Source organism: Lysinibacillus sp. NPDC056232 (assembly GCF_042267565.1).
Taxonomy (GTDB): domain Bacteria; phylum Bacillota; class Bacilli; order Bacillales_A; family Planococcaceae; genus Lysinibacillus.
The window spans coordinates 109,412-135,108 of sequence record NZ_JBHJTF010000009.1 but is presented as its reverse complement, the minus strand read 5'-3'; the positions used below and the strand labels follow the sequence as shown (position 1 = coordinate 135,108).

The window sequence follows — 25,697 nt, the reverse complement described above, 5'->3', positions numbered from 1 at the left end:
AACTTGAAAAAGCTGCCGCCTGCAAAATACAGACAGCAGCTTCAAAAAGTTGCCTAGCTTTTTTTCAAAATGTCCTTTACAAAGGGTACACTTTAAATTCAGGGTGGCTTTTTTTCTTGTAAAATGTAAGAATATAAAATTATCAGAAATATTTCCGTTTTATGTTGACTGAATGCTCACTCATTTATTAGAATAGGAATATAATGATTGAACTAGCAAATTTACCACAAAGAGAGAAACTTACGACGAACTAAAGGGGGGACCAACCATGAGTCCATTAGTAATTGCAAACATTGTTCTAACAGTCGTGGTTGTGTTTTATGCAGTGGGATTATTCTTCTATCTGTTAAAAACACGCTATAAGTTTGTGCAATTGGGGAAAAAGGTTGAGTTTGATGAAAGTGTTCAAGAACGAATTCGTTATCTTATGGTCAATGTACTTGGCCAAAATAAGCTATTAAAAGATCCGAAAAGTGGTTTAATTCACGTTATGTTCTTCTATGGATTTTTGATGGTGCAGCTAGGTGCCATTGATTTAATTTGGAAGGGGTTAGCTCCTGGGTCACATTTGCCACTTGGCATTTTCTACAGTGTGTTTACATTCTTCCAAGAGCTTGTAGTATTAATGATTTTAGTGGCGGTTGTGTGGGCATTTTACCGTCGTTATGTAGAAAAGTTAGTACGTCTAAAACGAGGCTGGAAAAATGGACTTGTCTTAATATTCATTGGCGGGTTAATGGTATCCACATTGCTTGCAAATGGTATGGGAATAATTTGGCATGGTGAAGGACTAACTTATACAGAGCCAGTTGCTTCTGGTATTGCTGCTATTTTTAGCTTCTTACCAGCATCAGCGGCGGCGGTTGTTTTCTATGTAATGTGGTGGGCACACTTATTGATTCTATTGACATTCTTAGTGTATGTACCACAATCGAAGCACTTCCACTTAATTGTGAGCCCAATCAATGTGTACATGAACCGTTTAGATCGTACAGGTACTTTAACACCGATTGATTTTGAAGCATTAGAAAATGCTGAAGATGAAGAGGATATTCCAGCAATTGGTGTTGGACGTATTCAAGACTTTACACAAAAACAAATGCTAGATTTATATTCCTGTGTAGAGTGCGGACGCTGTACAAATATGTGTCCAGCGTCAGGTACAGGAAAAATGCTATCACCGATGGATTTAATCGTGAAGCTACGTGATCATTTAACATTTACAGGTGCTGTTGAGACAAAGCAAAAGCCTTGGGTACCTTATCAATTCTTTGCGAAAACAAAGGGGAATCAGCTAGCGATGGCAGCTGGTGCTGAGGGGGCAGTCATTGAAGATATCTACAGCCCTTCTTTAATCGGCGATGTCATTACAGAAGAAGAGATTTGGGCATGTACAACTTGCCGTAACTGTGAGGATCAATGTCCTGTAATGAACGAGCATGTCGATAAAATTATTGATTTACGTCGTTACTTAACAATGACTGAAGGAAAAGTAAACCCTGATGCACAACGCGCGATGACAAATATCGAACGTCAAGGCAATCCTTGGGGCTTAAACCGTAAAGAAAAAGAAAATTGGCGTGACCTAGACCCAACAATTCATATTCCAACAGTGAAAGAGCTGAAAAAATCAGGTGAAGAAATGGAATATTTATTCTGGGTAGGTTCAATGGGGGCGTTTGATAACCGCTCACAAAAAATTGCCTTAGCTTTCTGTCGTTTATTAAACGAGGCAGGCGTGAAGTTTGCGATTTTAGGAAATAAAGAGAAAAACTCAGGGGACACTCCACGTCGATTAGGAAATGAGTTTTTATTCCAAGAGCTGGCAACAGCGAATATTGATGAATTTGAGAAAAACGACGTGAAGAAAATCGTTACGATTGACCCTCATGCTTATAATATCTTTAAAAATGAATATCAAGATTTTGGCTGGAAGGGCGAGGTCTACCATCATACTGAACTATTGAATCAATTGATTGATGAAAATCGTCTAGCGTTAAATTACGAAGTTCATGAAACGATTGTTTTCCACGATTCTTGTTATTTAGGTCGTTATAACGATGTTTATGATGCACCACGCGAGATATTACGTGGTATTCCAGGTGTTAAGCTTGTGGAAATGGAGCGTAATCGTGAGTCAGCAATGTGCTGTGGTGCAGGTGGCGGCTTAATGTGGATGGAAGAGCATGTCGGCAACCGAATTAACGTAGCAAGAACAGAGCAAGCTTTAGCAACGGATGCTTCAGTTATTTCTTCTGGATGTCCTTACTGCTTAACAATGCTTGAGGATGGTACAAAGGCAAAAGAGGTTGAAGATACAATCAGTACATTCGATGTTGCAGAACTATTGGAGCGTTCAGTATTTGGTGAAAAAGTGAAAGCTGTCGAAGAGTCTGTTGAAGAAGCAGCGGATGTAATGGTTGAAGAAGTAGTAGCCTCTGTAGACAGTGTCGAATAAGACAAGAATGCAGAAACTAACGCAGAAAAATAATGGTTATTGCAGAAATATTTTAGTTATCTGAAAAATATAAATTGCACAATAAATAATTGTTTTGTAGAATAAGATTAAATGGAAATGGGAGTTGATCTAACTTCTTTCAGCGGGTATCCAAACACCCGCTGAAAGAAGTTAAAGCCTCCGGCGGATGTCATGGAATCGAAAAGGAGTTCACTTAGGATGTTAGCCTAAAATCATCGCATCCATGCGATAACGGCTAACTGACCTGCATCGTGCAGGCCTAAGCACAAAGTCGATTCCAGACGCAATTATGCCGGGGCAAATTGATACTAACTCCCATTTTTCATAGCAAGAGGTCGAGCGAGCGTTCAGTCAACGCAGATGCTCTTATACTTCTTCTAGAACGTAAAACAAAAGGGGTGTTTTACTTGAATAGAGCAGTAATTTTAGCAGGAGCAAGAACTGCATTTGGTAAGTTTGGAGGTTCACTATCAGCATTAAGCGCGAGTGATTTAGGCGCAATTGCCATAAAAGGGGCACTTGAGAAAGCGAATATTTCGCCTGATGAAGTGAATGAAGTAATTTTAGGCTCCGTTTTACAAGGGGGACAGGGCCAAATTCCTTCAAGGCAGGCTGCGATCAAAGCAAATTTACCAGTAGCAGTGAAAACAGAAACGATTAACAAGGTTTGTGCGTCAGGGATGCGTGCTGTAACACTAGCGAATCAGCTAATTCGATTAGGGGACGAAGAAGTAATTATCGCTGGTGGTATGGAATCCATGTCGAATGCACCGTATTATCTACAAAATGGTCGAACAGGCTTACGCATGGGCGACTCAACAATGGTAGATGGCATGCTATATGATGGCTTAACATGTGCCTTTGATAAGACAAGGCCGCATATGGGAAGCTACGGTAATACAACGGCCAAAGAATATTCGTTAAGCCGTGAGGAGCAGGATGCTTGGTCTGTTCGCAGTCATGAACGTGCACTTGCAGCAATTGAAAAAGGTTACTTTGCTGAAGAAATTGTGCCTGTGGAAATTCCACAACGTAAGGGAGAACCGCTTCATATCGATACGGACGAGGCACCAAGAGCCGGTACGTCAATGGAGGTACTTGCGAAACTCAAGCCAGCCTTTGACAAGGACGGAACGATTACAGCAGGGAATGCACCTGGCGTTAACGATGGTGCGTGTGCCTTAGTAGTAATGAGTGAGGAACGTGCGGCGCGTGAAGGTAGAGAGCCGCTTGCAGTGATTATCGGCCATGAAGAGCTTGCGATTGAGCCTGAGAACTTCCCACAAACACCAGGGCTTGTCATTAACAAATTACTTAAAAAGACGGGGAAATCATTAGCTGACATTGATTTGATCGAAATCAATGAAGCATTTGCAGCGGTAGCTCTTGTCAGCAAGCAACTGGCGGATTTAGATGCTGAAAAGGTCAATGTTAACGGTGGTGCAGTTGCGTTAGGTCATCCAATTGGAGCATCTGGAGCACGCATTATTTTAACACTTGCGCATGATTTAAAACGTCGTGGCGGTGGTATCGGAATTGCTGCTATCTGCTCAGGTGGAGGGCAAGGCGATGCGATTATGATTGAAGTACCGAAAACAGGGGGACACGAATGATGGGAATTCAAAAAGTAATGGTTATTGGTGCTGGGCAAATGGGCTCCGGGATTGCACAAGTTTGTGCACAAGCTGGCTATGACGTCAAACTGAACGACATGAAGCAAGAATTTTTCGAACGTGGTTTAGGCGTAATGACGAAAAACCTGACACGTGATGTTGAAAAGGGTCGTAAAACTGAGGATGAGAAGGCGGCTATTTTAGGTCGTATTAGTATGTCACTAGATTTACAGGATGCTAGTGACGTAGATATTATCATCGAGGCAGCAGTGGAGAATATGGAAGTGAAGCAATCCATCTTTAAGCAAATTGATCAGATTGCACCGGCACATGCCATTTTAGCTACGAATACATCATCTTTACCAATTACGGAAATTGCAGCTGTCACAAATCGTCCAGAGCAAGTGATTGGTATGCACTTTATGAATCCTGTACCGGTTATGAAGCTTGTAGAAATTATTAGAGGGTTAGCTACTAGTGATGAAGTCTACAAAGTGGTTGAAGACATGACAGTAAAATTATCGAAAACGCCGGTGGAAGTAAATGACTTCCCAGGCTTTATTTCGAATCGTATTTTATTACCAATGATTAATGAAGCGATCTACGCATTGTATGAGGGTGTAGCATCGAAAGAAGCCATTGACGATGTGATGAAGCTCGGCATGAATCATCCGATGGGGCCATTAACATTAGCAGATTTTATTGGTCTTGATACATGTCTATCCATCATGGAGATTTTACATGAGGGCTTAGGTGATAGTAAATATAGACCTTGTCCATTGCTTCGTAAATATGTGGCAGCAGGCTGGCTAGGTAAAAAATCTGGAAGAGGCTTTTACGTTTATGAATAATCCTATGGGGATGGGACAATTCAAATGAAGTACAATGCTACGGGACAACATACAGGGGTGACATAATAGATGCATTTACAATTTACAGATGAACAAATAATGATGCGTGATATGGTTCGTAATTTTGCTCAGGATAAAATTGAACCGTGGGTAGAACGTATGGAAGCAGGAGAGTTTCCGCGTGAACTCCTTGCGCAAATGGGAGAATTAGGTTTAATGGGGATCACGACGCCTGAGGAATTAGGCGGCTCAGCGATGGATTTTACATCGTACATAATTGCAATCAATGAACTATCGAAGGTTAGTGCAGTAATGGGTGTTATTTTATCTGTACATACTTCGGTTGGAACAAACCCTATCATTTATTTCGGCAACGATGAACAGAAGAAACGTTATGTTCCAAAGCTTGCTGCAGGGGACTATTTAGGGGCATTTTGTTTAACAGAGCCTAGCGCTGGTTCTGACGCTGGCTCTTTACAATCCAAAGCGGTGCGAGATGGAGATGACTATGTCATCAACGGCTCCAAGGTGTTTATTACAAACGGCGGAGAAGCAGATGTTTATATTGTCTTTGCCTCAACGAATCCAACTGAAAAAACACGTGGTATTTCAGCATTTATTGTTGAAAAAAGAACACCAGGCTTAATCATAGGTAAAGATGAACATAAAATGGGCCTACACGGCTCACGTACAGTTCAACTAACATTCGACAACTGTCGCATTCCAGCCGCAAACCTTCTTGGGGAGGAAGGGGAAGGCTTTAAAATTGCAATGGCTAACTTAGATGTTGGACGCATTGGAATCGCAGCACAAGCTCTAGGCATTGCTGAAGCAGCACTAGAGGCAGCTACTGGATATGCAAAAGAGCGTGTTCAATTTGGAAAGCCTATTGCAGCGCAACAAGGGGTTGGCTTCAAGCTTGCTGATATGGCAACTGCCGTAGAATCAGCAAAATTACTAGTCTATCGTGCAGCGGATCTACGTACAAAAGGGTTGCCATGCGGAGCCGAGGCCTCGATGGCGAAACTGTTTGCCTCACGTACGGCAGTACAAACAGCGATAGACGCTATACAGATTTTTGGTGGCTACGGCTATACAAAAGACTATCCTGTAGAGCGCTATTTCCGAGATGCAAAGGTGACAGAGATATACGAGGGTACAAGTGAAATTCAAAAGCTAGTCATTAGTAAACATTTACTTAAATAAAGTCTGATGAATGTTGCAAAGTTGATTTTTTATGGATGATGTCGATTCAGGAAAACGCTTTAGGTTACTAGAGGTTCGCTCAGTGTTCCGAAGCAATACTACAGAAACATGATCACATACAGAAATCAACAATATAGCACTAACTGAGTCTAACGAAAAAGGGGAAATGGACAATGAACTTTCAATTAACAGAAGAGCATGAGCAATTACGTGAAATGATTCGTGATTTTGCTATTAATGAAGTAGCACCAACAGCAGCTGAACGTGACGAGAACGAAGAGTTTGACCGTGCAATTTTCGATAAAATGGCGGAGTTAGGTTTAACAGGTATTCCATGGCCAGAAGAATACGGCGGTGCAGGCTTTGATTATCTTGCATATGTCATTGCTGTAGAGGAATTATCACGTGTATGTGCTTCAACAGGGGTAACTTTATCAGCACATACTTCACTTGCTGGTTGGCCGATCTTTAAATTTGGTAATGAAGAGCAAAAACAAAAATACCTTCGCCCAATGGCAGAAGGTAAACATATCGGTGCATATGGCTTAACGGAGCCAGGATCAGGTTCTGATGCGGGTGGCATGAAAACATATGCAAAACGTGATGGCGATGATTATATTTTAAACGGCTCGAAAATTTTCATTACGAACGGTGGAGTAGCAGATACATATGTTGTATTTGCAGTAACAGATCCAGAAGCTAAACATGGCACAACTGCTTTTATAGTTGAAGCTGGCTATGAAGGTTTCTCGGTAGGGAAGAAGGAGAAAAAACTAGGAATTCGTTCATCTCCTACAACTGAAATTATTTTTGATAACTGTCGTGTACCGAAAGAAAACATGCTTGGAGCTGAGGGAGAAGGCTTCAAAATTGCGATGACAACACTTGATGGAGGACGTAATGGTATTGCGGCACAAGCTCTAGGGATTGCACAAGGCGCGCTAGATGCAGCGGTTGAATATGGTAAAGAGCGTGTGCAATTTGGTAAGCCGATTACTGCCAACCAAGGTATATCCTTTAAACTAGCAGATATGGCAACTCAAATTGAAGCATCTCGACTGCTTACATACCAAGCGGCTTGGCTAGAATCAAATGGTCTACCTTATGGTAAGGCATCTGCAATGGCAAAATTAATGGCTGGCGATACGGCGATGAGTGTAACAACTGAGGCGGTTCAAGTCTTTGGTGGATATGGTTATACGAAGGATTATCCGGTTGAGCGCTTCATGCGTGATGCAAAAATCACACAAATTTACGAAGGTACACAAGAGATTCAACGACTTGTTATCTCTCGTATGTTGACAAAATAACGTATGACAGAAAGAGATCAAAGACCCCAAGTACAGTCAACGGTAAAAGATGAAAATCTTATCGCCATTCGTCGAGAACAGATGATAGAGGGAGCCATTAAATTATTTAAAGAAAAAGGGTTTCATCGTGCCACAACGAGAGAAATCGCAAAAGCTGCAGGCTTTAGTATCGGAACATTATATGAATATATTCGTACGAAGGAAGACGTCCTTTACCTTGTATGTGATAGTATTTATCACCATGCGATGGAGCGACTTTCAAGTTTTGAGATTAAGGCAGGAACGATTGAAGAGTTAAAGGAAATGATTCGAGAGTATTTCTTGCAAATTGATAGTTTGGTTGATGAGCTGACAATCATGTATCAGGAAACTAAATCATTGTCGAAAGAAGCGCAACGTTATGTATTTAGTAAAGAGTTTGAAATGGTTGCTACTTTTGAGCGATTACTAAAACGCTGTGTGCAGTCAGGTGAAATAACGATGACAGATAAACAAATTCACTTGGCAGCAAATAACTTAGTCGTTTCTGGACAAAGCTGGGCATTCCGTAAATGGGCGCTCCATCGTCAGCACTCTATTGACGAATTTATTGAAATGCAAATAACATTGTTTATTTCAGGCATAAAGGGGTTCTAATAAGTTCTGTAAAGGGGTTGTCGGTAATTGCATAAAGCGACATTGCAATTACCGATTTTTTTTATAAATAGAAAGCTGTTTCATCACACAAAGGTGTAATTGATTAAGGGGAGAAAGTGGGGATTTCATATGACAAAGGTAGAAGTATATCGTCCAAAAAATCACGTGCGTTTTGTTACAGCATCAAGTCTTTTTGATGGACATGATGCTTCGGTTAACATTATGCGACGTATTTTACAATCAAGCGGTGTAGAGGTAATCCATTTAGGACATAACCGCTCCGTGGAGGAAGTCGTAAATGCTGCGATTCAAGAGGATGCTCAAGGTATTGCGGTATCATCTTATCAAGGCGGACATATGGAATACTTTAAATATATGTATGATTTGCTACGTGAAAAAGGGGCGCCACATATTAAAATTTATGGTGGTGGCGGTGGTGTTATTTTACCACGTGAAATTAAAGAGCTACATGCTTACGGGATTGCAGGGATTTTCTCACCAGAGGATGGGCGTGTTTTAGGTTTACAAGGGATGATTAATGAGAAAATTAAAGGAACTGATTTCCCGACTGCTATAGGTAGCTATCAAGAAAAGCTGGATGCTCTATCCACAGAAACACCTGAAATTTTAGCAAATTTATTAACTGCTGCAGAGTCGAATGATGATGAAGAAACGAAAAAAATGCTAGCGGAAGCTCACAAACGCTCAAAAGGAACGCCTATATTGGGTATTACTGGAACAGGTGGTGCGGGTAAATCTTCTTTAACAGATGAATTAATTCGCCGTTTCTTGAAAGAGTTTCCGGATAAGCGCGTAGCTATTCTTTCTGTCGATCCGACAAAGCAAAAGACAGGTGGGGCTTTACTTGGTGACCGAATTCGTATGAATGCGATTTTCAATAATCGCGTATATATGCGTAGTTTAGCAACACGTGGATCTCGTACAGAGCTTACTGCTTCCATTGGGGATGTGCTAGATGTAACGCGTGTAGCGGGTTATGATTTAATCATTGTAGAAACAAGTGGTATTGGTCAGGGTGATGCGGAAATTACAAAATACACTGATCTATCTATGTATGTCATGACAAGTGAGTTTGGTGCGCCAACACAGCTTGAGAAAATTGACATGATTGATTTTGCGGATGTGATCGCTATCAATAAATTTGAACGCAAAGGTTCTGAGGATGCATTACGTCAAGTGCAGAAGCAATATCAACGTTCACGAGAGCTTTGGGATGAATCGATTGATACTATGCCTGTGTACGGTACGATTGCCAGTCAATTTAATGATAAAGGAACGAATGCTTTATTTGCTGCATTAGTAAATATCATTAATACGAAGACAGGTAGTAATTGGGAAACAGGCTATGAGCAATTTGCGAAAACCCAAAAACAAGATGTTATCATTCCGAACGACCGTCGTTATTATTTACGAGAACTCACAGATACTGTGCGTGGCTATCATAAAAAATCAGAGCAACAGGTGGAATTTGCTCGTCGTCTATTCCAATTAGAGGGAGCTATTGAAGCGATTAAGGAAAAAGCGCCAAATGATGCACTTATCGCATCTCTTACTTCTTTAGCGGAAGGTGTTAGAGATGAATTAACGGCAGAGTCTAAACGTATATTAGATAATTGGCATGCTTTAAAAGAAGCGTATGCAGGAGACGAATTTGTCACGAAAGTTCGTGATAAAGAAATTCGAACAATTTTAAAGACAATAAGCCTTTCTGGTACAAAAATACCTAAAGTTGCTTTGCCGAAATTCGTAGATTATGGTGAAATTTTACGCTGGGTTTATAGAGAAAATGTACCTGGTGAATTCCCATATACAGCGGGAGTATTCCAATTTAAACGTGAAGGGGAAGATCCGAAACGACAATTTGCTGGCGAGGGAACGCCTGAGCGTACAAATAAACGATTCCATTATTTATCGAAAGATGATGATGCGAAACGTCTATCAACAGCATTTGATTCGGTAACGTTATACGGTGAGGACCCAGATTACCGACCAGATATTTATGGGAAGGTTGGAGAGTCAGGTGTATCCATTTGTACACTAGAGGATATGAAAAAGCTTTATGCAGGCTTTGATTTATGTGCACCATCAACTTCAGTGTCGATGACAATTAACGGTCCAGCACCGGTTATTTTGGCGATGTTCATGAATACGGCTATTGATCAGCAAGTGAAACTACGTGAGAAAGAACTAGGCCGACCTTTGACAGTTGAAGAATTTACGGAGACACGAGAGAAAACATTACAGGTTGTACGTGGAACCGTGCAAGCAGATATTTTAAAAGAAGATCAAGGGCAAAATACATGTATTTTCTCAACAGAGTTTGCGTTACGTATGATGGGGGATATTCAGCAATACTTTATCGATCATAAAGTTCGTAATTATTACTCCGTATCTATTTCTGGTTATCATATTGCCGAAGCTGGTGCGAACCCAATATCACAGTTGGCCTTTACATTAGCAAATGGCTTTACGTATGTAGAATATTATTTAAGTCGAGGAATGAATATTGATGACTTTGCGCCAAATCTATCATTCTTCTTCTCTAACGGACTGGATCCAGAGTACACAGTTATTGGACGTGTAGCCCGCCGTATTTGGGCGGTTGTCATGCGTGATAAGTACGGTGCCAATGAACGAGCGCAAAAATTAAAATATCATATCCAAACATCTGGACGTAGTTTGCATGCGCAGGAGATTGATTTTAATGATATCCGCACAACGTTACAGGCGTTAATGGCATTACAGGATAATTGTAATTCATTGCATACGAATGCATATGATGAGGCCATTACAACGCCTACGGAAGAATCTGTACGTCGTGCGATGGCCATTCAAATGATTATTACGAAGGAACATGGCTTAGCGAAAAACGAAAATCCATTACAAGGAGCGTTTATCGTAGAAGAGTTAACAGACCTTGTAGAAGAAGCGGTACTAGAAGAGTTTGATCGTATCAATGATCGTGGTGGCGTACTAGGTGCAATGGAAACACAATATCAACGTGGTAAGATTCAAGAGGAATCGATGCACTACGAGATGCTAAAGCATTCAGGTGAGTTACCAATCATTGGTGTAAACACATACTTAAATCCAAATCCGCCTTCTGAAGATGAAATTAACAATATGGAAATTGCGCGTGCATCGACGGAAGAAAAAGAGACACAAATTCGTAATTTACATGCCTTCTGGAAGCAACATGAAGGAGAGAACGCAGCGGCTCTTGCTCGTTTACAACAAGTAGCTGTAAACAACGGTAATATTTTCGCGGAGCTTATGGAAACCGTAAAAGTCGCTAGCTTAGGGCAAATCACAAATGCTTTATACGAGGTAGGCGGACAATATCGTCGTAATATGTAATGATCTTCTTGCCGTATAACAACTATTCCATTTTGTGGTTCATCATCAAAAATTGTGGATGACTTTTGATAAAACGTCTACTATGTAAATAAGTTGATTGGAGTGGAGACTGGGCGACCCCTCGAGGATTAGCGATAGAGGAACGAAGGCTAAAACCATCACATCCTGTGATAACGCCTTCGTGACCAACATCGGTGCTGTTGCCGCTGCCGCTTCGCTTTCGCGCAAAAAAACATCTGTTGGCCGAGACCCTGCAGCGAAGCGGATGTTTTCTATGCGAAAGCGTAGCGACAGCAACAACAAAGCGCCCAGTCGGAACGGAAATCAACCACTCGTTTTGGTGATGATTCCATTTTGTGCAAAATGTTGGTGTAGTTGTAAGTGTCTAGTCTTAGGATTAGGCACTTCTTTTTATTTCCGTTATAATAGAAATGTAAAAAAAGGGGAGGCGCAATAGGTGATGAAATCAGCTATTAACTACATCATTATTTTAGCTTTGGTGGTAGGAGTCATTTTCCTGTATGATAAGCAAATTGGCGCTGTTCCTTTACTATTATTATCTCTCTATTTGTTTTACTTGGGGATAAAAAAAATGCGTGATATAAAAAACAGTAATTGAAGCTAGCAATGAGGATAATACTTTGTATATAATGGGTATTATGCTTATGATGGAAAGTTACTTTTGTGCGGCCTTTTTTTGCTGCGCTCCGAAAATAAAGCTATATGAATTTTAAAACGTCCATTGCGATGAGAGAAAGGAAGTGCACGAATGAATTTTCGTGAAATGACAAAAGAACAATTAACGGAAGAATCGTTAATTAACTTAGCTTATGCAATTTTAAATGAAAAACGTGCCTCAGTGTCTTTTAATGACTTATTAACAATTATTCAAGAGTTTGTTGGCCATAGTGATGAGGAAATAAAAGGTCGCCTACTACAATTTTACACAGATCTAAATGTAGATGGCCGCTTCTTATTTAATCAAGAAACAGGCTGGGGCTTACGTGAATGGTATAAAGTTGAACAGATTGAAGAAGAAACAGCTCCTTCTGTTAAAACTCATAAGAAAAAATCTAAAGCTGCCGTTGAGGATGAAGATGATTTAGATGAAGATATAGAAGAGGCAGACATTGACTTTGATGAAGATTATGAAGAATTCGTTGAAGAAGATGAAGAAGATGAAGAAGAAGCAGCAGCAGATGATAAAGAAGAGATCGACTTTGATGAAGAAGAATTAGAGGACATCGATGAAGAAATCGATGAGGACTTTATCGATGAAGATGAAGAAGAATTTGAAGAAGAGGAAGAAGTCTAAGATAATTACTCTTTGAAATTTTCTTTCTTTTATCCTTGTAGTAAAAAATCTTGACTTCTATCACGGTTACGTTTAATCTTTTACTTGGGCTCCTTATTAAAGGAGAAAGACCGTGTATGTAATACGCTCCCCCTGCAAACCTATGCAGGAGGAGCGTTTTTTTATTTTTTTTAACTTTTTTCAATCAAGTTCTCCCATGTTTATAGCTACGGAATGAATATAAATGCTCTAAATTATTCATGATGTATAATAATCGGTGATTGAATAAATGTTAAAACTTCCTTCTTTCAGCGGGTTGCTGAAAGAAGTTAAAGCCTTCGGCGGATGTCACGGAATCGGAAAGGAGTTCTTAAAAGATGTTAACCTAAAAACATCGCATCCATGCGATAACGGTTAACTGACCTGCATCGGTAAAACGCCACGTCCTGTGGCATTACCGAAATGACCGACATCGTGTCGGCCCTCGTGCAGGCCTAAGCACAAAACCGATTCCCGGACGCAATTATGCCGAGGCATAATTGAAAGTAGAAAAGAGATAGAAACGATTACAGCTTCGAATCGACTACATGTGTAGGCATTCTCGGCTTTTCTTATTTTAGGGGTGAGAAATATTTATTTTCTTAGCCTGTCGAAACATTGGCATCAATGCTTAGAATCAGCATGTGGCGTGAATGTACTTTTCTTACTAGCAATTTCTAGAACAACATAAGGAGGAATTTTTTCATGACGAAGTATATTTTTGTAACAGGTGGGGTTGTGTCTTCACTTGGAAAAGGGATTGTAGCAGCATCTCTAGGTCGTTTATTAAAAAATCGCGGATTAGAAGTAACGATTCAAAAATTTGACCCATATATCAATATTGACCCAGGTACAATGAGTCCTTATCAACATGGTGAAGTGTTCGTAACAGATGATGGCGCAGAAGCTGACTTAGACTTAGGTCACTACGAACGTTTCATTGATATTAACCTAGGAAAGCATTCTACAGTAACATCAGGTCGTGTTTATCAGTCTGTATTACAAAAAGAACGCCGTGGTGATTACAACGGTGGAACAGTACAAGTAATTCCTCACATTACAAATGAGATTAAAGATCGTATTCAACGAGCTGGTCGCGAAACAAACGCAGACGTAGTTATTACTGAAGTAGGCGGAACAGTTGGGGATATTGAGTCATTACCATTCCTTGAAGCAATTCGCCAAATGAAAACAAATTTAGGCCATAACAATGTGATGTATGTTCATTGTACGCTTATTCCTTATATTAAAGCTGCGGGTGAGTTAAAAACAAAGCCAACTCAGCATTCTGTAAAAGAATTACGTTCTTTAGGTATTCAACCAAATATTATCGTTGTGCGCACAGAGCAAGAAGTGCCTGAAGATATGAAAGAAAAATTAGCTTTATTCTGTGATGTTCAGCCACATGAAATTATTGAATCTCGTGATGCAGAACATTTATATGAAGTACCTTTAAACCTTCATGCACAAGATATTGATGATATCGTGCTTGACCATTTTGGCATTGAAGCACCAGAGGCGGATATGGAAGAATGGCGCGAGCTTGTAGCGAAAGTGAAGAGCTTACCAAATAAACGAAAAGTAGCATTAGTAGGTAAATATGTAGAACTACAAGATGCTTACATTTCTGTTGTAGAGGCATTAAAACATGCAGGCTATGCATTTAATTCTGATATTGAGATTGACTGGATTAATGCAGAACATGTAGATGCTGACAATGTTGCTACGCTATTAAAAGGGGCTGACGCTATTTTAGTTCCAGGTGGTTTCGGTGATCGCGGAGTTGAAGGTAAAATTTTAGCGACACAATATGCTCGTGAAAATAATGTACCATTCTTAGGTATTTGCCTAGGTATGCAGCTTGCAACAGTAGAATTTGCTCGTAACGTACTTGGTTTACAAGGAGCGCATTCTACAGAGCTTGATCCAAATACGGAATATCCTATTATTGACTTCCTACCAGATCAAAACGACAGTGTAGACATCGGTGGTACATTACGTTTAGGTTTATATCCATGTAAGTTAAGAGATGGCTCAAAGGCAAGCAAAGCCTATGGTCAAGAGCTAGTTTATGAGCGCCACCGCCATCGTTATGAATTTAACAATGAATATCGTGAAGCAATGGAAGCTGCAGGTCTTGTCTTCTCAGGTACAAGTCCTAACGGTAAATTAGTGGAAATTATCGAGTTGCCAGAAAATAATTTCTTCGTAGCATGCCAATTCCACCCTGAGTTAGTATCACGTCCAAACCGTCCACAGCCATTGTTCCGTGATTTTATCGGCGCAACATTTAAATAATGCAAAAAAGAGTTGTCTCAAATGCTGAGACAACTCTTTTTTATAGATTCTTTATAGCTCTTCGTCATCAAGACCAAGCATTTCATCATACGCAATTTTTACGGCTTCATAAACAAAAAGGGCAGCAATAGCATGTGGCACAACTATGCGCTTTCCTAAATCGTTCGGTAATAAACCACCTCGCATGCGTGTTGAAATATACGTATACGCTAAATCTGCTAGTGGATTTTCGGAATTAGCAACTTCGCTAGCAACGGCTGCAAATGGAATAAACTGATTATTTAATTGCTGTGCTAATGCTAATGCATCCTCATCGTGTGCGCTACGTGTAAAAATGCAAACACGATCCGCTTCCGTGATAACTGTATCTTTTGTCCAAGGGACTAACTTCGTAAAACGTTCTACAGCTTGAAATGCGTTTAATTCGACAATTTGCATTTCGCCAAAGCATGCGAAATAGACATTACCTTCACTAATACCAGCTTGTGCAAGTAATCGCGCTGTTTCTTCAATAGCTTCTTCTTCATTTTGTGTTATTCTTTGTAATAATCCACTCAATTGTGTTGTTAGAATTTTTGACATGGTCCCACCTCAATCAATATTATAGGTTTGAAAAGAGCATAAAGCAAAAGTAGATAATTTATAATACTAGAAGGTATTAATAGGTTAAAGGAGAATAATACATAATAGAGAGAATTTTACGTAAGAATAATAACTCGAAAAGGGCGGAATGAAATGTGAAACGATTACTAATTGTCGATGATCAACCGGGAATTCGTTTACTTTTAAATGAAGTGTTGAAAAAAGAAGGTTATGGTACATATTTAGCTGCAAATGGTATGGAAGCACTGAAGTATGCTGAGGAGGAGGAAATAGATTGTGTCCTATTAGACATGAAAATTCCAGGGATGGATGGCATAGAAATTTTAAAGCGCTTAAAAGAGAAGTGGCCACAACTCCCGGTTTTCATGATGACAGCATATGGTGAATTGGACGTTGTACAGGAGGCATTAGATTTAGGAGCAATTCGATATTTTACTAAGCCTTTTGATATTTTTGAAGTGCGTGATGAGGTTAATAAAATATTAAGTGTTTAGACGAACAGGCAGTGGTCAACACAGCCTGTTTTTTATGGTTATTATACGATTAGTAGAAGTTTTCTACCGTTTCACTATCATTTTGCTTCCACAATAAATGGCTCATCACTATAACGTGGGGTTGATTTCCGTTCCGACTGGGCGCTTTTCAGAGAGCGTCCGACGAGCCGCTTTTATTTTTCTGCAGCGCAGCGCAATGCAATGACAGCGACAAAAATCTTTAATGAGCTGCAGTTTTGAGATTTATCGAGAACTTTTGATTGTTTGTTTATCGACCAACTTTCTCGATTTATCGACCAACTTTTTTAATTTATCAACCAACTTTCTCGATTTATCACCCAACTTTTTAAATTTATCACCCAACTTTCGAAAAATATCGACATCTACCTTCATGCAACACTATCTGACCGCACTGATAATTTGCGTCGCTTATGACATAAGCATATTTTTTTACGTAAAATTTAACATCAAAAAAGCGCAAGAAATCAACGTTTCTAATTTGATTTCTCGCGCTTTTTAAGGTTTTGACCAGTTTTGTTCCAGCCACTGGACCTTTGTTGCGTTGCACTACACTACGGTTGACACTGCCGCTACGTTGCACTCCGCTTTCGTGTAGAAAATAACAGCCCCTGCTTTTCAGGGGCTAAACCTTCGTTCCGTTGCACTACACTACGGTTGGGCACTGCCGCTACGTTGCACTCCGCTTACGTGCAGAAAACAAGACGCTGTCGCTACGTTGCACTCCGCTTTCGCGTAGAAAATAACAGCCCCTGCTTTTCAGGGGCTGTTATTTTTGCTATGATTAAATAGCATATCTATGTAGAAAGAATAGTCCTAAGAGGAGGATTTTTAGTATGGCATTAGTATCTATGAAAGAGATGTTAATTAAAGCAAAAGCAGAAGGTTATGCGGTTGGTCAGTTCAACATCAACAATCTTGAGTGGACTCAAGCAATTTTACAAGCAGCTGAAGAGGAAAAATCTCCAGTTATTCTAGGTGTTTCTGAAGGTGCAGGAAAATATATGGGCGGATTTATCTCCGTTGTACACATGGTAAAAGGTTTAATGGAATCTTATGGCACTACGGTACCTGTAGCTATTCATCTTGACCATGGTTCAAGCTTTGAAAAATGTAAAGAAGCAATTGATGCAGGCTTTACTTCCGTTATGATTGATGCTTCTCATCATCCATTCGAGGAAAATGTTGCGACTACTTCAAAAGTAGTTGAGTATGCTCATTCGAAAGGTGTTTCTGTTGAAGCTGAACTTGGCACAGTAGGCGGTGACGAGGATGGCGTAATCGGTGGTATTATGTACGCTGATCCAGAGGAATGCCGTAAAATGGTTGAGCTAACAGATATCGACTGCTTAGCACCAGCACTTGGCTCTGTACATGGTCCTTACCAAGGAGAACCAAACTTAGGCTTTAAAGAAATGGAAGAAATCTCAAACTTAGCAGATCTTCCATTAGTATTACATGGTGGTACAGGTATTCCAACAAAAGATATTCAACGTTCAATTTCATTAGGTACAGCAAAAATTAATGTTAATACTGAAAATCAAATTGCTGCTACAAAAGTAATCCGTGAAGTTCTTGATAATGATAAAGTTGTTTATGATCCTCGTAAATTCCTTGCTCCGGCACGTGAAGCGATTAAAGCAACAGTTATCGGGAAAATCCGTGAATTTGGTAGTGCGCAAAAAGCATAATTTTAGTATCTAATATGCTAAAAAAGCAGAGATGAATACACATACTAAGAGAAGTGTTGATGTTGTTATCGACCTTCTCTTGTTTTTGAAATAAAAAATTTTTGGCGAAAATTCTAATATAAGGCTCATCACCAAAAGTGGGGATGACATTTGTTAAAACGTATACTATGTAAATAAGTTGATTGGAGTGAAGGCTGGGCGACTCCTTGGGGATTAGCAATAGAGGAACGAAGGCTAAAAATATCGCGTCCTGTGATAACGCCTTCGTGACCTACATCGTGTAGGCCTAAGCGGCTCATCGGACGTCCCAGGAAGCTTTGCTCTGTGCGAAAGCGAAGCGTCAGCAACAATATTTTATCTGTGCGAAAGCGAAGCGTCAGCAACAAATATTTTATCTGTGCGAAAGCGAAGCGTCAGCAACAAATATTTTATCTGTGCGAAAGCGTAGCGACAGCAACAACAAAGCGCCCAGCCGGTACGGAAATCAACCCTACGTTATGGTAATGAGCCAAAACAGTGATCAGGAGGAAATATAATGAAATTTTTCATTGATACAGCAAACTTTGAAGAGATTAAAGAAGCACACGCATGGGGGATTTTATCAGGTGTTACAACAAACCCATCGTTAGTTGCTAGAGAAGAGAATGTTTCTTTCCATGATCGACTTCGTGAAATCACAGAGCTTGTAGATGGCTCAGTGAGCGGGGAAGTAATTGCTCTAGATGCGGAAGGTATGATTAAAGAAGGCTTAGAATTGGCTGCAATTGCTCCGAATATTACAGTTAAACTGCCAATGACTCCAGCTGGCTTAGAGGCATGTCGCTTCTTTGCAGACAAAGGTATTAAAACGAACGTAACATTAATCTTTAGTGCCAACCAAGCATTAATGGCTGCTCGTGCGGGTGCTACATATGTATCACCATTTATCGGTCGTTTAGATGATATGGGTCAAAACGGTGTAGAACTAATTGAAACGATTGCAGATATTTTCACAATCCATAATATCGATACGCAAATTATTGCTGCATCTATTCGTCATCCACAACATGTAACAGCTGCAGCACTTGCTGGTGCACATATTTCGACTACTCCTTTTAAAGTATTAAAGCAACTTTTCAATCATCCATTAACGGAAAAAGGAATTGAAGGATTTTTAGCGGATTGGAATAAGAGAAAAGGCGAATAATAAGATTATATAGTGAGCCAATTGCAGAAAAATTACTTTCCAATCATGAGGGAGAAAGCGAAATGGATGTTTACAAAATTACAGGCGAAAATCGTCTAAAGGGTACAATAAAAGTTAGTGGTGCAAAAAATAGTGCAGTCGCCTTGATTCCAGCATCAATTTTGGCGAACTCTCCAGTGACAATTGGAGGGCTACCAGAAATTTCTGATGCGTGGACGTTAAAGGCATTATTAGAGGAAATCGGTGGAGAAGTGTCATTTGAGGATGGCGTAATGACAATTGATCCAACAGATATGATTGCGTTGCCATTACCGAACGGCAACGTGAAAAAACTTCGTGCTTCCTATTACTTAATGGGAGCAATGCTTGGTCGCTTTAAAAAAGCTGTGATCGGTTTACCGGGAGGCTGCTTTTTAGGGCCGCGTCCTATTGATCAACATATTAAAGGCTTTGAGGCATTAGGTGCGAAAATCACGAATGAGCATGGAGCGATTTATTTACGTGCTGATGAATTAATTGGTGCCAAAATATATTTAGACGTTGCCAGTGTAGGAGCAACCATTAATATTATGTTAGCTGCTGTTCTTGCAAAAGGACGTACGGTTATTGAAAATGCAGCAAAAGAACCGGAGATTATTGATGTAGCAACCCTTCTTACTAACATGGGAGCTAATATTAAAGGTGCGGGTACAAGTGTTATCCGTATTGAAGGCGTAGAGGAGCTTCATGGTACGGAGCATACGATTATTCCGGATCGTATTGAAGCTGCTACGTTTATGATCATGGCTGCCGCTTTAGGTGAAGGCATCACTATTGATAATGTAATTCCATTGCATTTAGAGGCGATTACTGCAAAACTTCGTGAAATGGGCGTAAAAATCGAAATCGGTGAAGAAAGTATTTTTGTGCCAAAAACAGACCTTACCACATTGCAAGCCGTTGATGTAAAAACATTAGTGTATCCTGGGTTCCCAACGGATATTCAGCAACCACTTTCTGTATTAATGTCTCAAGCATTTGGTTCCTCAAAGGTAACAGATACAATTTATACAGCTCGATTTAAGCATATTGATGAACTTCGTCGTATGAATGCCAATGCACGCGTTGAAGGAAATACAGCTATGATTACAGGCCCTAGTAAATTACAAGGTTCAACTGTAACCGCTACAGACCTTCGTGCTGGTGCCGCATTAGTATTAGCAGGCCTTTTAGCGGAAGGCGAAACAGAAATTCACGATATCTATCATATTGAGCGTGGCTATAGCTCACTTATTGAGAAATTACGTGATTTAGGCGCTGATATTCGACGTGAAACAATAATGGCACGCGTAGCAGAGACAAAGGAATAATGAGAGCTAAAAGTTTTGAACTAACTATGTTACAATAGAGGTAATTTGAATGTTTCGGCGAAGAAATATGCCGATAACGGGAGGCAAATAAGACAATGGAACGTAGTTTATCGATGGAAGTAGTACGAGTAACAGAGGCAGCAGCAATCGCATCCGGGAAATGGATGGGTCGCGGTTTAAAAATTGAGGCAGATGATGCAGCAACGACAGCGATGCGCGCAATGTTCGATACAATTCCAATGCATGCTACAGTAGTGATTGGTGAAGGCGAAATGGATGAAGCACCAATGCTTTATATTGGTGAAGAGCTTGGCTTACGCAATGGTGGTCCTCAAGTAGATATTGCAGTTGACCCATTAGAAGGTACAAATATTGTAGCGAAGGGTACAAATGGTGCAATGACAGTTCTTGCTATTGCAGATAAAGGTAACCTGTTAAACGCGCCTGATATGTACATGGAGAAAATTGCAGTAGGACCAGAAGCGGCTGGTAAGGTAGATATTAACGCTTCTGTTACGTATAATTTATTACAGGTAGCAAAAGCTAAAAATAAAGATATTTCAGACGTAGTAGCTACACTTTTAGATCGACCACGTCACCAAGCAATTGTTGATGAAATCCGAGAAGCTGGAGCACGTATTAAATTTATTCAAGACGGTGACGTTGGAGCAGCTATCAATACTGCTTTTGATGAAACTGGCATTGATATTATGTTTGGTACAGGTGGTGCACCAGAGGGTGTTATTTCAGCTGTTGCATTAAAATGTCTAGGTGGAGACTTCCAAGCGAAGCTAGTGCCAGAAGATGATGAACAGTTAGAACGCTGCAAAAAAATGGGTGTAGACGTAGAAAAAGTTCTTTATTTAGATGACCTAGTTAAAGGTGACGATGCTATTTTTGCAGCGACTGCTGTAACAGATTGTGAGTTATTAAAAGGTGTTCAGTATAAAGGAGCCTACGCATTAACACATTCAGTAGTTATGCGAGCTAAATCTGGAACTGTGCGATTTGTAGAAGGTCGTCACGCTCTTGATAAAAAACCTAGCTATAAATAAAATTTTCTTCTAAAATATACCTAGTGCATCTTTTTGCACTAGGTACCTTCTTCTAAATTTTCAACCATCCCATAGTTTTATAAGGCTATGTTATGCTTCAATGTTTTGCCTAGTTAATTGAAGTATCTATCGCCCTGCTTAATTTCTAACGAACAACTGAAAATGCTGACAGGTACGAAAAAATTAACTTTATCTTCATTTAGCAAAATGCTATTGTAGTGAAAGCAAAGTGTAACAAATTACGCCAAGGCGATATGGATCACTAAGCCTATCGCAAAAAACTTCTATGATAACCCCAAAAATGAAATTATATTTTGAAAAAGACTGGAGTTGTGCATATGTCTGCATTGACAATCGCTCAATTAGAAAACATGACGTTAAAGGAGCTTTACGCCCTTGCACGCCAATATAAAATTTCATATTATAGCAAGCTAACGAAAAAAGAATTAATATTTGCTATTTTGAAAACACGTTCGGAGCAAGAAGGCTATTTCTTTATGGAAGGTGTACTAGAAATTGTTTCGCAAGAAGGCTTTGGCTTCCTTCGACCAATTAACTACTCTCCAAGTAAAGAGGACATTTATATTTCTGCTTCTCAGATTCGTCGCTTTGACCTACGAAATGGGGACAAGGTATCTGGTAAGGTACGTCCACCTAAAGAAAATGAACGCTATTATGGACTGCTACAGGTAGATGCTGTGAACGGTGAAGACCCAGAAGTGGCTAAGGAACGTGTGCATTTTCCTGCATTAACACCTTTATATCCTGATCGACAAATTAAGCTTGAAACAACACAACGCAATTTATCGACTCGTATTATGGATTTAGTAGCACCTGTAGGGTTTGGGCAGCGTGGATTGATCGTTGCACCACCAAAGGCAGGGAAAACATCATTATTAAAAGAAATCGCAAATTCAATTACAACCAATTATCCAGATGCAGAGTTAATTGTATTACTTATTGACGAACGCCCTGAGGAAGTAACTGATATTGAACGTTCAGTGAATGCAGATGTAGTGAGCTCGACTTTCGATGAGGTTCCAGAAAATCATGTGAAAGTTGCAGAAATTGTGTTAGAACGTGCACGCCGCTTAGTTGAGCATAAGCGTGATGTTATTATTTTAATGGATTCTATTACACGTTTAGCACGAGCGTATAACTTAGTTATTCCTCCGAGCGGTCGTACACTTTCGGGTGGTATTGATCCGGCTGCCTTCCATCGACCAAAACGATTCTTCGGTTCTGCACGTAATATTGAAGAAGGCGGTAGTTTAACAATCTTAGCTACAGCTTTAGTGGATACAGGATCTCGTATGGATGAGGTCATTTATGAGGAATTTAAAGGAACAGGTAATCTAGAGCTTCATCTTGATCGCCAATTAGCAGAGCGTCGTATTTTCCCTGCGCTTGATATCCGCCGTTCAGGTACACGTAAGGAAGAGCTTCTTCTTGAGCCTGAGCAACTTGAAAAGCTATGGGCAATTCGTAAAACATTCTCGGACGCACCTGATTTTGCGGAGCGCTTCATGAAAAAATTACGTACGACAAAATCAAATGAAGAATTCTTTGAAAAGTTAAATGAAGATATGAAAAAAGCTACTAAAGGTAAAGGTCTACTATAAACATGAATCACCATTGACTAGCGATAGTCGATGGTGATTTTTTTTACCATACCGTGCGGTAATATTCCGATAAAATTTGAAATTGTTCCGATAAATCTTCAAAGTATTCATCTAAAAATGAATTCATCACAATAACGTGGAGTTGATTGTCCGATGGGCCGCTTGGGCCAAAACGAAGGCGTTATCACAGGACGTGACGCTGATCTCCAATAAATTTAACCAGGAAAATGGTATAGAAAACAAATAATCAAAGAAAGGTATGAATAATTATAGTAATCAAATGTATTATTTTATAATTTTGTGTTGTATAATTTTGTTATAATATATAGTGAATGGGTATTATTAGTGGAATTTTGCACAAATTGTGGGGCGCGAAATAGTGAGGAAGTATCGTTTTGTGCATACTGTGATAAAGCTGCAATCGTGATATAAAGAAGGTTCCGCTGATGATGAACATAAAAAAGAAATATGTCTTTTCGTATGAAAATGGACAACTTAGATGCGAAAAAGACAAAAAGTTAATGAGGTGTACATATGAAAAACTGTTTAGCATGTGGTCATGCACAGGATGAAGGAAGATTTTGTGGGAAATGTGGAGCGCCATTTGAAAATGCTGCACATGAACAAGCAGCGACAACGAGTAGCATGAGTGATGAACAACCACAATCGCAATATGCGCAGACTGCTCAGGGAACTACGCAAAGTAATGAGCAAATTGAATTAATTAAAAAGCAATCTAAGTTATACTTTAATTATTTTTTAGAACAATTAAAAATGCCATCCGCAAATTTTAATGTAGAAGCTACTTGGAAAAATAGTTTTATTAGTATGATTATCTATGTTGTATTAACAGCATTATCAGTATTCACATTAATAAAAGGATTCTTTTCTGGAGGATTTGGTTTCTTTGAAAGCTTTGGCCCATCCTTCATGCAAGTATTTTTTTACATGTCTTTATTTATTTCTTTACTAATAGCAATAAGTATCTTTGCTATATTTTTAACGGCAAAACTATTTTCAGAAAGTCTAAGTTTTACAAATGTTATTAGTAAAATAGGAAACTATTATACACTACCTATAGCTATTATGGTTTTAAGTATTTTATTAGGGTTGTTGAAATCATTTTCGTATTCAACAATGATGATATATATTGGATTTGCGTTAGCTATTGGTATCATCCCTATGTTTGTAATGATTAAGTTGTTAAGTAATAAATCTAAAAATATTGATAGTTTTTACGGTTTTATTTTCTATTTAGTAGTAACATGTATTTTATCTTCGATTGTTTTTTCATTTATAATAGACTCTGCAATAGGTGAAGTGTTTAAATTTTTTTAATAACTGATCGTTAATACACTCAAAACTATTGTCAATTGTATATTTCATATGGTATTATTGCTAAGTATGCAACGTGTACATATGTAGCCGACATATTCGGGCTAGGTAAGGTACAGTTCGATAATACTCTGTTCCAGATGGTTCAGGGCGAGAGGAGAAAACGAATATGAAACAAGGAATTCATCCAGATTACAAAGAAGCAACAGTAACTTGCTCTTGTGGTAATACTTTCAAAACTGGTTCAGTAAAAGAAAACATCGTTGTCGAGTTCTGCAACGACTGTCACCCATTCTATACTGGCCGTCAAAAATTCGCGTCTGCTGATGGTCGCGTGGATCGTTTCAACAAAAAATACGGTCTTAAAAACTAATGTTAGTTTAATACCTGCCAAGCATGTGCTTGGCAGGTATTTTTTTCAGTATAATAAAGAAACCCTGATGCGAGTCTTTTCAGTATCCAGATCGACATGAAGAAAGGGAGAAGACAAATTGGCACAGCTATATTTTAAACATGGCGCAATGAACAGTGGTAAATCCATAGAAATTCTAAAAGTTGCGCATAACTATGAAGAACAACAAAAACCTGTAATGATGTTTACACCAGGCATAGATACGCGAGATGAAGTAGGCTATATCTCAAGTCGAGTAGGCTTACGTCAACAAGCCATTCCTGTTAATGATGATACAAATATTTTTGAACTAGTAAAAAACAATGCTGTAAAACCATATTGTGTGCTTGTTGATGAAGTACAATTTCTAAAAAAAGAGCATGTTTTGCAGTTAGCATATATCGTAGATGAGTTAGATATTCCAGTTATGGGCTTTGGTCTAAAAAACGATTTCCAAAATGAGCTATTTGAAGGCAGTCAGTACATGCTTACATATGCAGATAAGATTGAGGAAATGAAAACAATTTGCTGGTTCTGTCAAAAAAAGGCGACAATGAATTTGCGTGTTGATGAAAGTGGAAAGCCTGTTTATACTGGTGATCAAATTCAAATTGGCGGGAATGATTCCTATTATCCAGTTTGTCGAAAGTGTCACGCACATCCGCCACTATAACGTAAAACGGCTCAGTTGATAGGGCTAAGAAAAAGTAGCATACGTGCGGAAATTTCCTTATACTAAGTAGTGGAAATAAAAAATATTTATAAAAAATCTTTACGCGCTTAGCGTAATTCTAATTTAGAGTTTCTCTTTTTCAGTAACGATACGACAGTTACAACAGAGCAAACTTC

At 39.3% G+C, this 25,697-nt stretch carries 26 protein-coding genes; 22 read left to right on the top strand and 4 right to left on the bottom strand.

Going from position 1 to position 25,697, the window contains the following annotated elements; genetic code table 11:
• Positions 1 to 268: 268 nt before the first annotated feature.
• The 7 genes from ACFCYJ_RS09735 to icmF all read left to right on the top strand — a co-directional run bounded on the left by ACFCYJ_RS09735 (position 269) and on the right by icmF (position 11,473).
• Positions 269 to 2,458 carry a heterodisulfide reductase-related iron-sulfur binding cluster gene (locus ACFCYJ_RS09735; RefSeq protein WP_376073684.1) on the top strand — a complete coding sequence of 730 codons (2,190 nt, stop codon included), beginning with the start codon at positions 269 to 271 and terminating at the stop codon, positions 2,456 to 2,458.
• Between the two features lie 428 nt (positions 2,459 to 2,886).
• Positions 2,887 to 4,092 (top strand): acetyl-CoA C-acetyltransferase, encoded by a 1,206-nt coding sequence (locus ACFCYJ_RS09730; protein ID WP_376073682.1) that lies wholly within the window; start codon positions 2,887 to 2,889, stop codon positions 4,090 to 4,092.
• On the top strand, positions 4,092 to 4,943 hold the full coding sequence (locus tag ACFCYJ_RS09725; protein WP_376073687.1) for a 3-hydroxybutyryl-CoA dehydrogenase: 852 nt from the start codon (positions 4,092 to 4,094) through the stop codon (positions 4,941 to 4,943). Before ACFCYJ_RS09730 ends, ACFCYJ_RS09725 begins: the two co-directional genes overlap by 1 nt.
• 69 nt (positions 4,944 to 5,012) lie before the next feature.
• Positions 5,013 to 6,149, top strand: coding sequence for an acyl-CoA dehydrogenase (locus tag ACFCYJ_RS09720; RefSeq protein WP_376073680.1), 1,137 nt, complete (start codon positions 5,013 to 5,015; stop codon positions 6,147 to 6,149).
• A gap of 173 nt (positions 6,150 to 6,322) precedes the next feature.
• The gene (locus tag ACFCYJ_RS09715) at positions 6,323 to 7,459 is read left to right on the top strand and encodes an acyl-CoA dehydrogenase (protein ID WP_376073679.1); all 1,137 of its coding nucleotides are present in this window, start codon (positions 6,323 to 6,325) and stop codon (positions 7,457 to 7,459) included.
• Positions 7,460 to 7,462: 3 nt separating this feature from the next.
• A complete protein-coding gene (locus tag ACFCYJ_RS09710; protein ID WP_376073678.1) occupies positions 7,463 to 8,095 on the top strand; it encodes a TetR/AcrR family transcriptional regulator in 633 nt (210 codons plus the stop codon).
• A 129-nt stretch (positions 8,096 to 8,224) separates the two neighbouring features.
• The gene (icmF, locus tag ACFCYJ_RS09705; RefSeq protein WP_376073676.1) at positions 8,225 to 11,473 is read left to right on the top strand and encodes a fused isobutyryl-CoA mutase/GTPase IcmF; all 3,249 of its coding nucleotides are present in this window, start codon (positions 8,225 to 8,227) and stop codon (positions 11,471 to 11,473) included.
• 45 nt (positions 11,474 to 11,518) lie between these two features.
• Here the strand turns inward: icmF and ACFCYJ_RS09700 are convergent, their stop codons facing one another.
• The gene (locus ACFCYJ_RS09700) at positions 11,519 to 11,701 is read right to left on the bottom strand and encodes a hypothetical protein (RefSeq protein ID WP_376073674.1); all 183 of its coding nucleotides are present in this window, start codon (positions 11,699 to 11,701) and stop codon (positions 11,519 to 11,521) included.
• Positions 11,702 to 11,747: 46 nt separating this feature from the next.
• On the opposite strand from ACFCYJ_RS09700, the gene ACFCYJ_RS09695 reads away from it, so the two are divergent.
• The 4 genes from ACFCYJ_RS09695 to ACFCYJ_RS09680 all read left to right on the top strand — a co-directional run bounded on the left by ACFCYJ_RS09695 (position 11,748) and on the right by ACFCYJ_RS09680 (position 15,104).
• The gene (locus tag ACFCYJ_RS09695; protein ID WP_376073672.1) at positions 11,748 to 11,930 is read left to right on the top strand and encodes a hypothetical protein; all 183 of its coding nucleotides are present in this window, start codon (positions 11,748 to 11,750) and stop codon (positions 11,928 to 11,930) included.
• Positions 11,931 to 12,092 carry a hypothetical protein gene (locus ACFCYJ_RS09690; RefSeq protein ID WP_376073689.1) on the top strand — a complete coding sequence of 54 codons (162 nt, stop codon included), beginning with the start codon at positions 11,931 to 11,933 and terminating at the stop codon, positions 12,090 to 12,092.
• A 150-nt stretch (positions 12,093 to 12,242) separates the two neighbouring features.
• Positions 12,243 to 12,788 carry a DNA-directed RNA polymerase subunit delta gene (rpoE, locus tag ACFCYJ_RS09685; protein WP_376073671.1) on the top strand — a complete coding sequence of 182 codons (546 nt, stop codon included), beginning with the start codon at positions 12,243 to 12,245 and terminating at the stop codon, positions 12,786 to 12,788.
• 723 nt (positions 12,789 to 13,511) lie between these two features.
• Positions 13,512 to 15,104 (top strand): CTP synthase, encoded by a 1,593-nt coding sequence (locus tag ACFCYJ_RS09680; RefSeq protein WP_376073669.1) that lies wholly within the window; start codon positions 13,512 to 13,514, stop codon positions 15,102 to 15,104.
• A 51-nt stretch (positions 15,105 to 15,155) separates the two neighbouring features.
• Here ACFCYJ_RS09680 and ACFCYJ_RS09675 read toward each other — a convergent pair whose 3' ends face one another.
• Positions 15,156 to 15,686 (bottom strand): DUF2529 family protein, encoded by a 531-nt coding sequence (locus ACFCYJ_RS09675; protein ID WP_376073667.1) that lies wholly within the window; start codon positions 15,684 to 15,686, stop codon positions 15,156 to 15,158.
• Between the two features lie 155 nt (positions 15,687 to 15,841).
• Here ACFCYJ_RS09675 and ACFCYJ_RS09670 point away from each other — a divergent pair, with 155 nt between their 5' ends.
• The gene (locus ACFCYJ_RS09670) at positions 15,842 to 16,201 is read left to right on the top strand and encodes a response regulator (protein ID WP_376073666.1); all 360 of its coding nucleotides are present in this window, start codon (positions 15,842 to 15,844) and stop codon (positions 16,199 to 16,201) included.
• Positions 16,202 to 16,556: 355 nt separating this feature from the next.
• Here ACFCYJ_RS09670 and ACFCYJ_RS09665 read toward each other — a convergent pair whose 3' ends face one another.
• Positions 16,557 to 16,802, bottom strand: coding sequence for a hypothetical protein (locus ACFCYJ_RS09665; protein ID WP_376073664.1), 246 nt, complete (start codon positions 16,800 to 16,802; stop codon positions 16,557 to 16,559).
• 253 nt (positions 16,803 to 17,055) lie between these two features.
• Here ACFCYJ_RS09665 and ACFCYJ_RS09660 point away from each other — a divergent pair, with 253 nt between their 5' ends.
• Positions 17,056 to 17,910, top strand: coding sequence for a class II fructose-bisphosphate aldolase (locus ACFCYJ_RS09660; protein WP_370044672.1), 855 nt, complete (start codon positions 17,056 to 17,058; stop codon positions 17,908 to 17,910).
• A gap of 128 nt (positions 17,911 to 18,038) precedes the next feature.
• On the opposite strand, the gene ACFCYJ_RS09655 is transcribed toward ACFCYJ_RS09660, so the two are convergent.
• The gene (locus tag ACFCYJ_RS09655; protein WP_376073662.1) at positions 18,039 to 18,209 is read right to left on the bottom strand and encodes a hypothetical protein; all 171 of its coding nucleotides are present in this window, start codon (positions 18,207 to 18,209) and stop codon (positions 18,039 to 18,041) included.
• Between the two features lie 25 nt (positions 18,210 to 18,234).
• Here ACFCYJ_RS09655 and ACFCYJ_RS09650 point away from each other — a divergent pair, with 25 nt between their 5' ends.
• The 9 genes from ACFCYJ_RS09650 to ACFCYJ_RS09610 all read left to right on the top strand — a co-directional run bounded on the left by ACFCYJ_RS09650 (position 18,235) and on the right by ACFCYJ_RS09610 (position 25,521).
• The gene (locus ACFCYJ_RS09650) at positions 18,235 to 18,414 is read left to right on the top strand and encodes a hypothetical protein (RefSeq protein ID WP_376073661.1); all 180 of its coding nucleotides are present in this window, start codon (positions 18,235 to 18,237) and stop codon (positions 18,412 to 18,414) included.
• Between the two features lie 31 nt (positions 18,415 to 18,445).
• Positions 18,446 to 19,096: a fructose-6-phosphate aldolase gene (gene fsa, locus ACFCYJ_RS09645; protein ID WP_376073659.1), complete on the top strand. Its 651-nt coding sequence runs from the start codon at positions 18,446 to 18,448 to the stop codon at positions 19,094 to 19,096.
• A gap of 62 nt (positions 19,097 to 19,158) precedes the next feature.
• A complete protein-coding gene (locus tag ACFCYJ_RS09640) occupies positions 19,159 to 20,445 on the top strand; it encodes a UDP-N-acetylglucosamine 1-carboxyvinyltransferase (RefSeq protein WP_376073658.1) in 1,287 nt (428 codons plus the stop codon).
• A 95-nt stretch (positions 20,446 to 20,540) separates the two neighbouring features.
• Positions 20,541 to 21,500, top strand: coding sequence for a class II fructose-bisphosphatase (gene glpX, locus ACFCYJ_RS09635; RefSeq protein WP_376073656.1), 960 nt, complete (start codon positions 20,541 to 20,543; stop codon positions 21,498 to 21,500).
• Positions 21,501 to 21,838: 338 nt separating this feature from the next.
• Positions 21,839 to 23,122, top strand: a complete 1,284-nt coding sequence (gene rho / locus ACFCYJ_RS09630) for a transcription termination factor Rho (protein ID WP_049668004.1) — start codon at positions 21,839 to 21,841, stop codon at positions 23,120 to 23,122.
• Between the two features lie 300 nt (positions 23,123 to 23,422).
• Positions 23,423 to 23,554 (top strand): zinc ribbon domain-containing protein, encoded by a 132-nt coding sequence (locus tag ACFCYJ_RS09625; protein WP_376073654.1) that lies wholly within the window; start codon positions 23,423 to 23,425, stop codon positions 23,552 to 23,554.
• Positions 23,555 to 23,656: 102 nt separating this feature from the next.
• A complete protein-coding gene (locus tag ACFCYJ_RS09620) occupies positions 23,657 to 24,460 on the top strand; it encodes a hypothetical protein (RefSeq protein ID WP_376073652.1) in 804 nt (267 codons plus the stop codon).
• Between the two features lie 166 nt (positions 24,461 to 24,626).
• Positions 24,627 to 24,830 (top strand): 50S ribosomal protein L31, encoded by a 204-nt coding sequence (gene rpmE / locus ACFCYJ_RS09615; RefSeq protein WP_010857976.1) that lies wholly within the window; start codon positions 24,627 to 24,629, stop codon positions 24,828 to 24,830.
• A 118-nt stretch (positions 24,831 to 24,948) separates the two neighbouring features.
• The gene (locus tag ACFCYJ_RS09610) at positions 24,949 to 25,521 is read left to right on the top strand and encodes a thymidine kinase (RefSeq protein ID WP_376073650.1); all 573 of its coding nucleotides are present in this window, start codon (positions 24,949 to 24,951) and stop codon (positions 25,519 to 25,521) included.
• Positions 25,522 to 25,697: the final 176 nt, after the last annotated feature.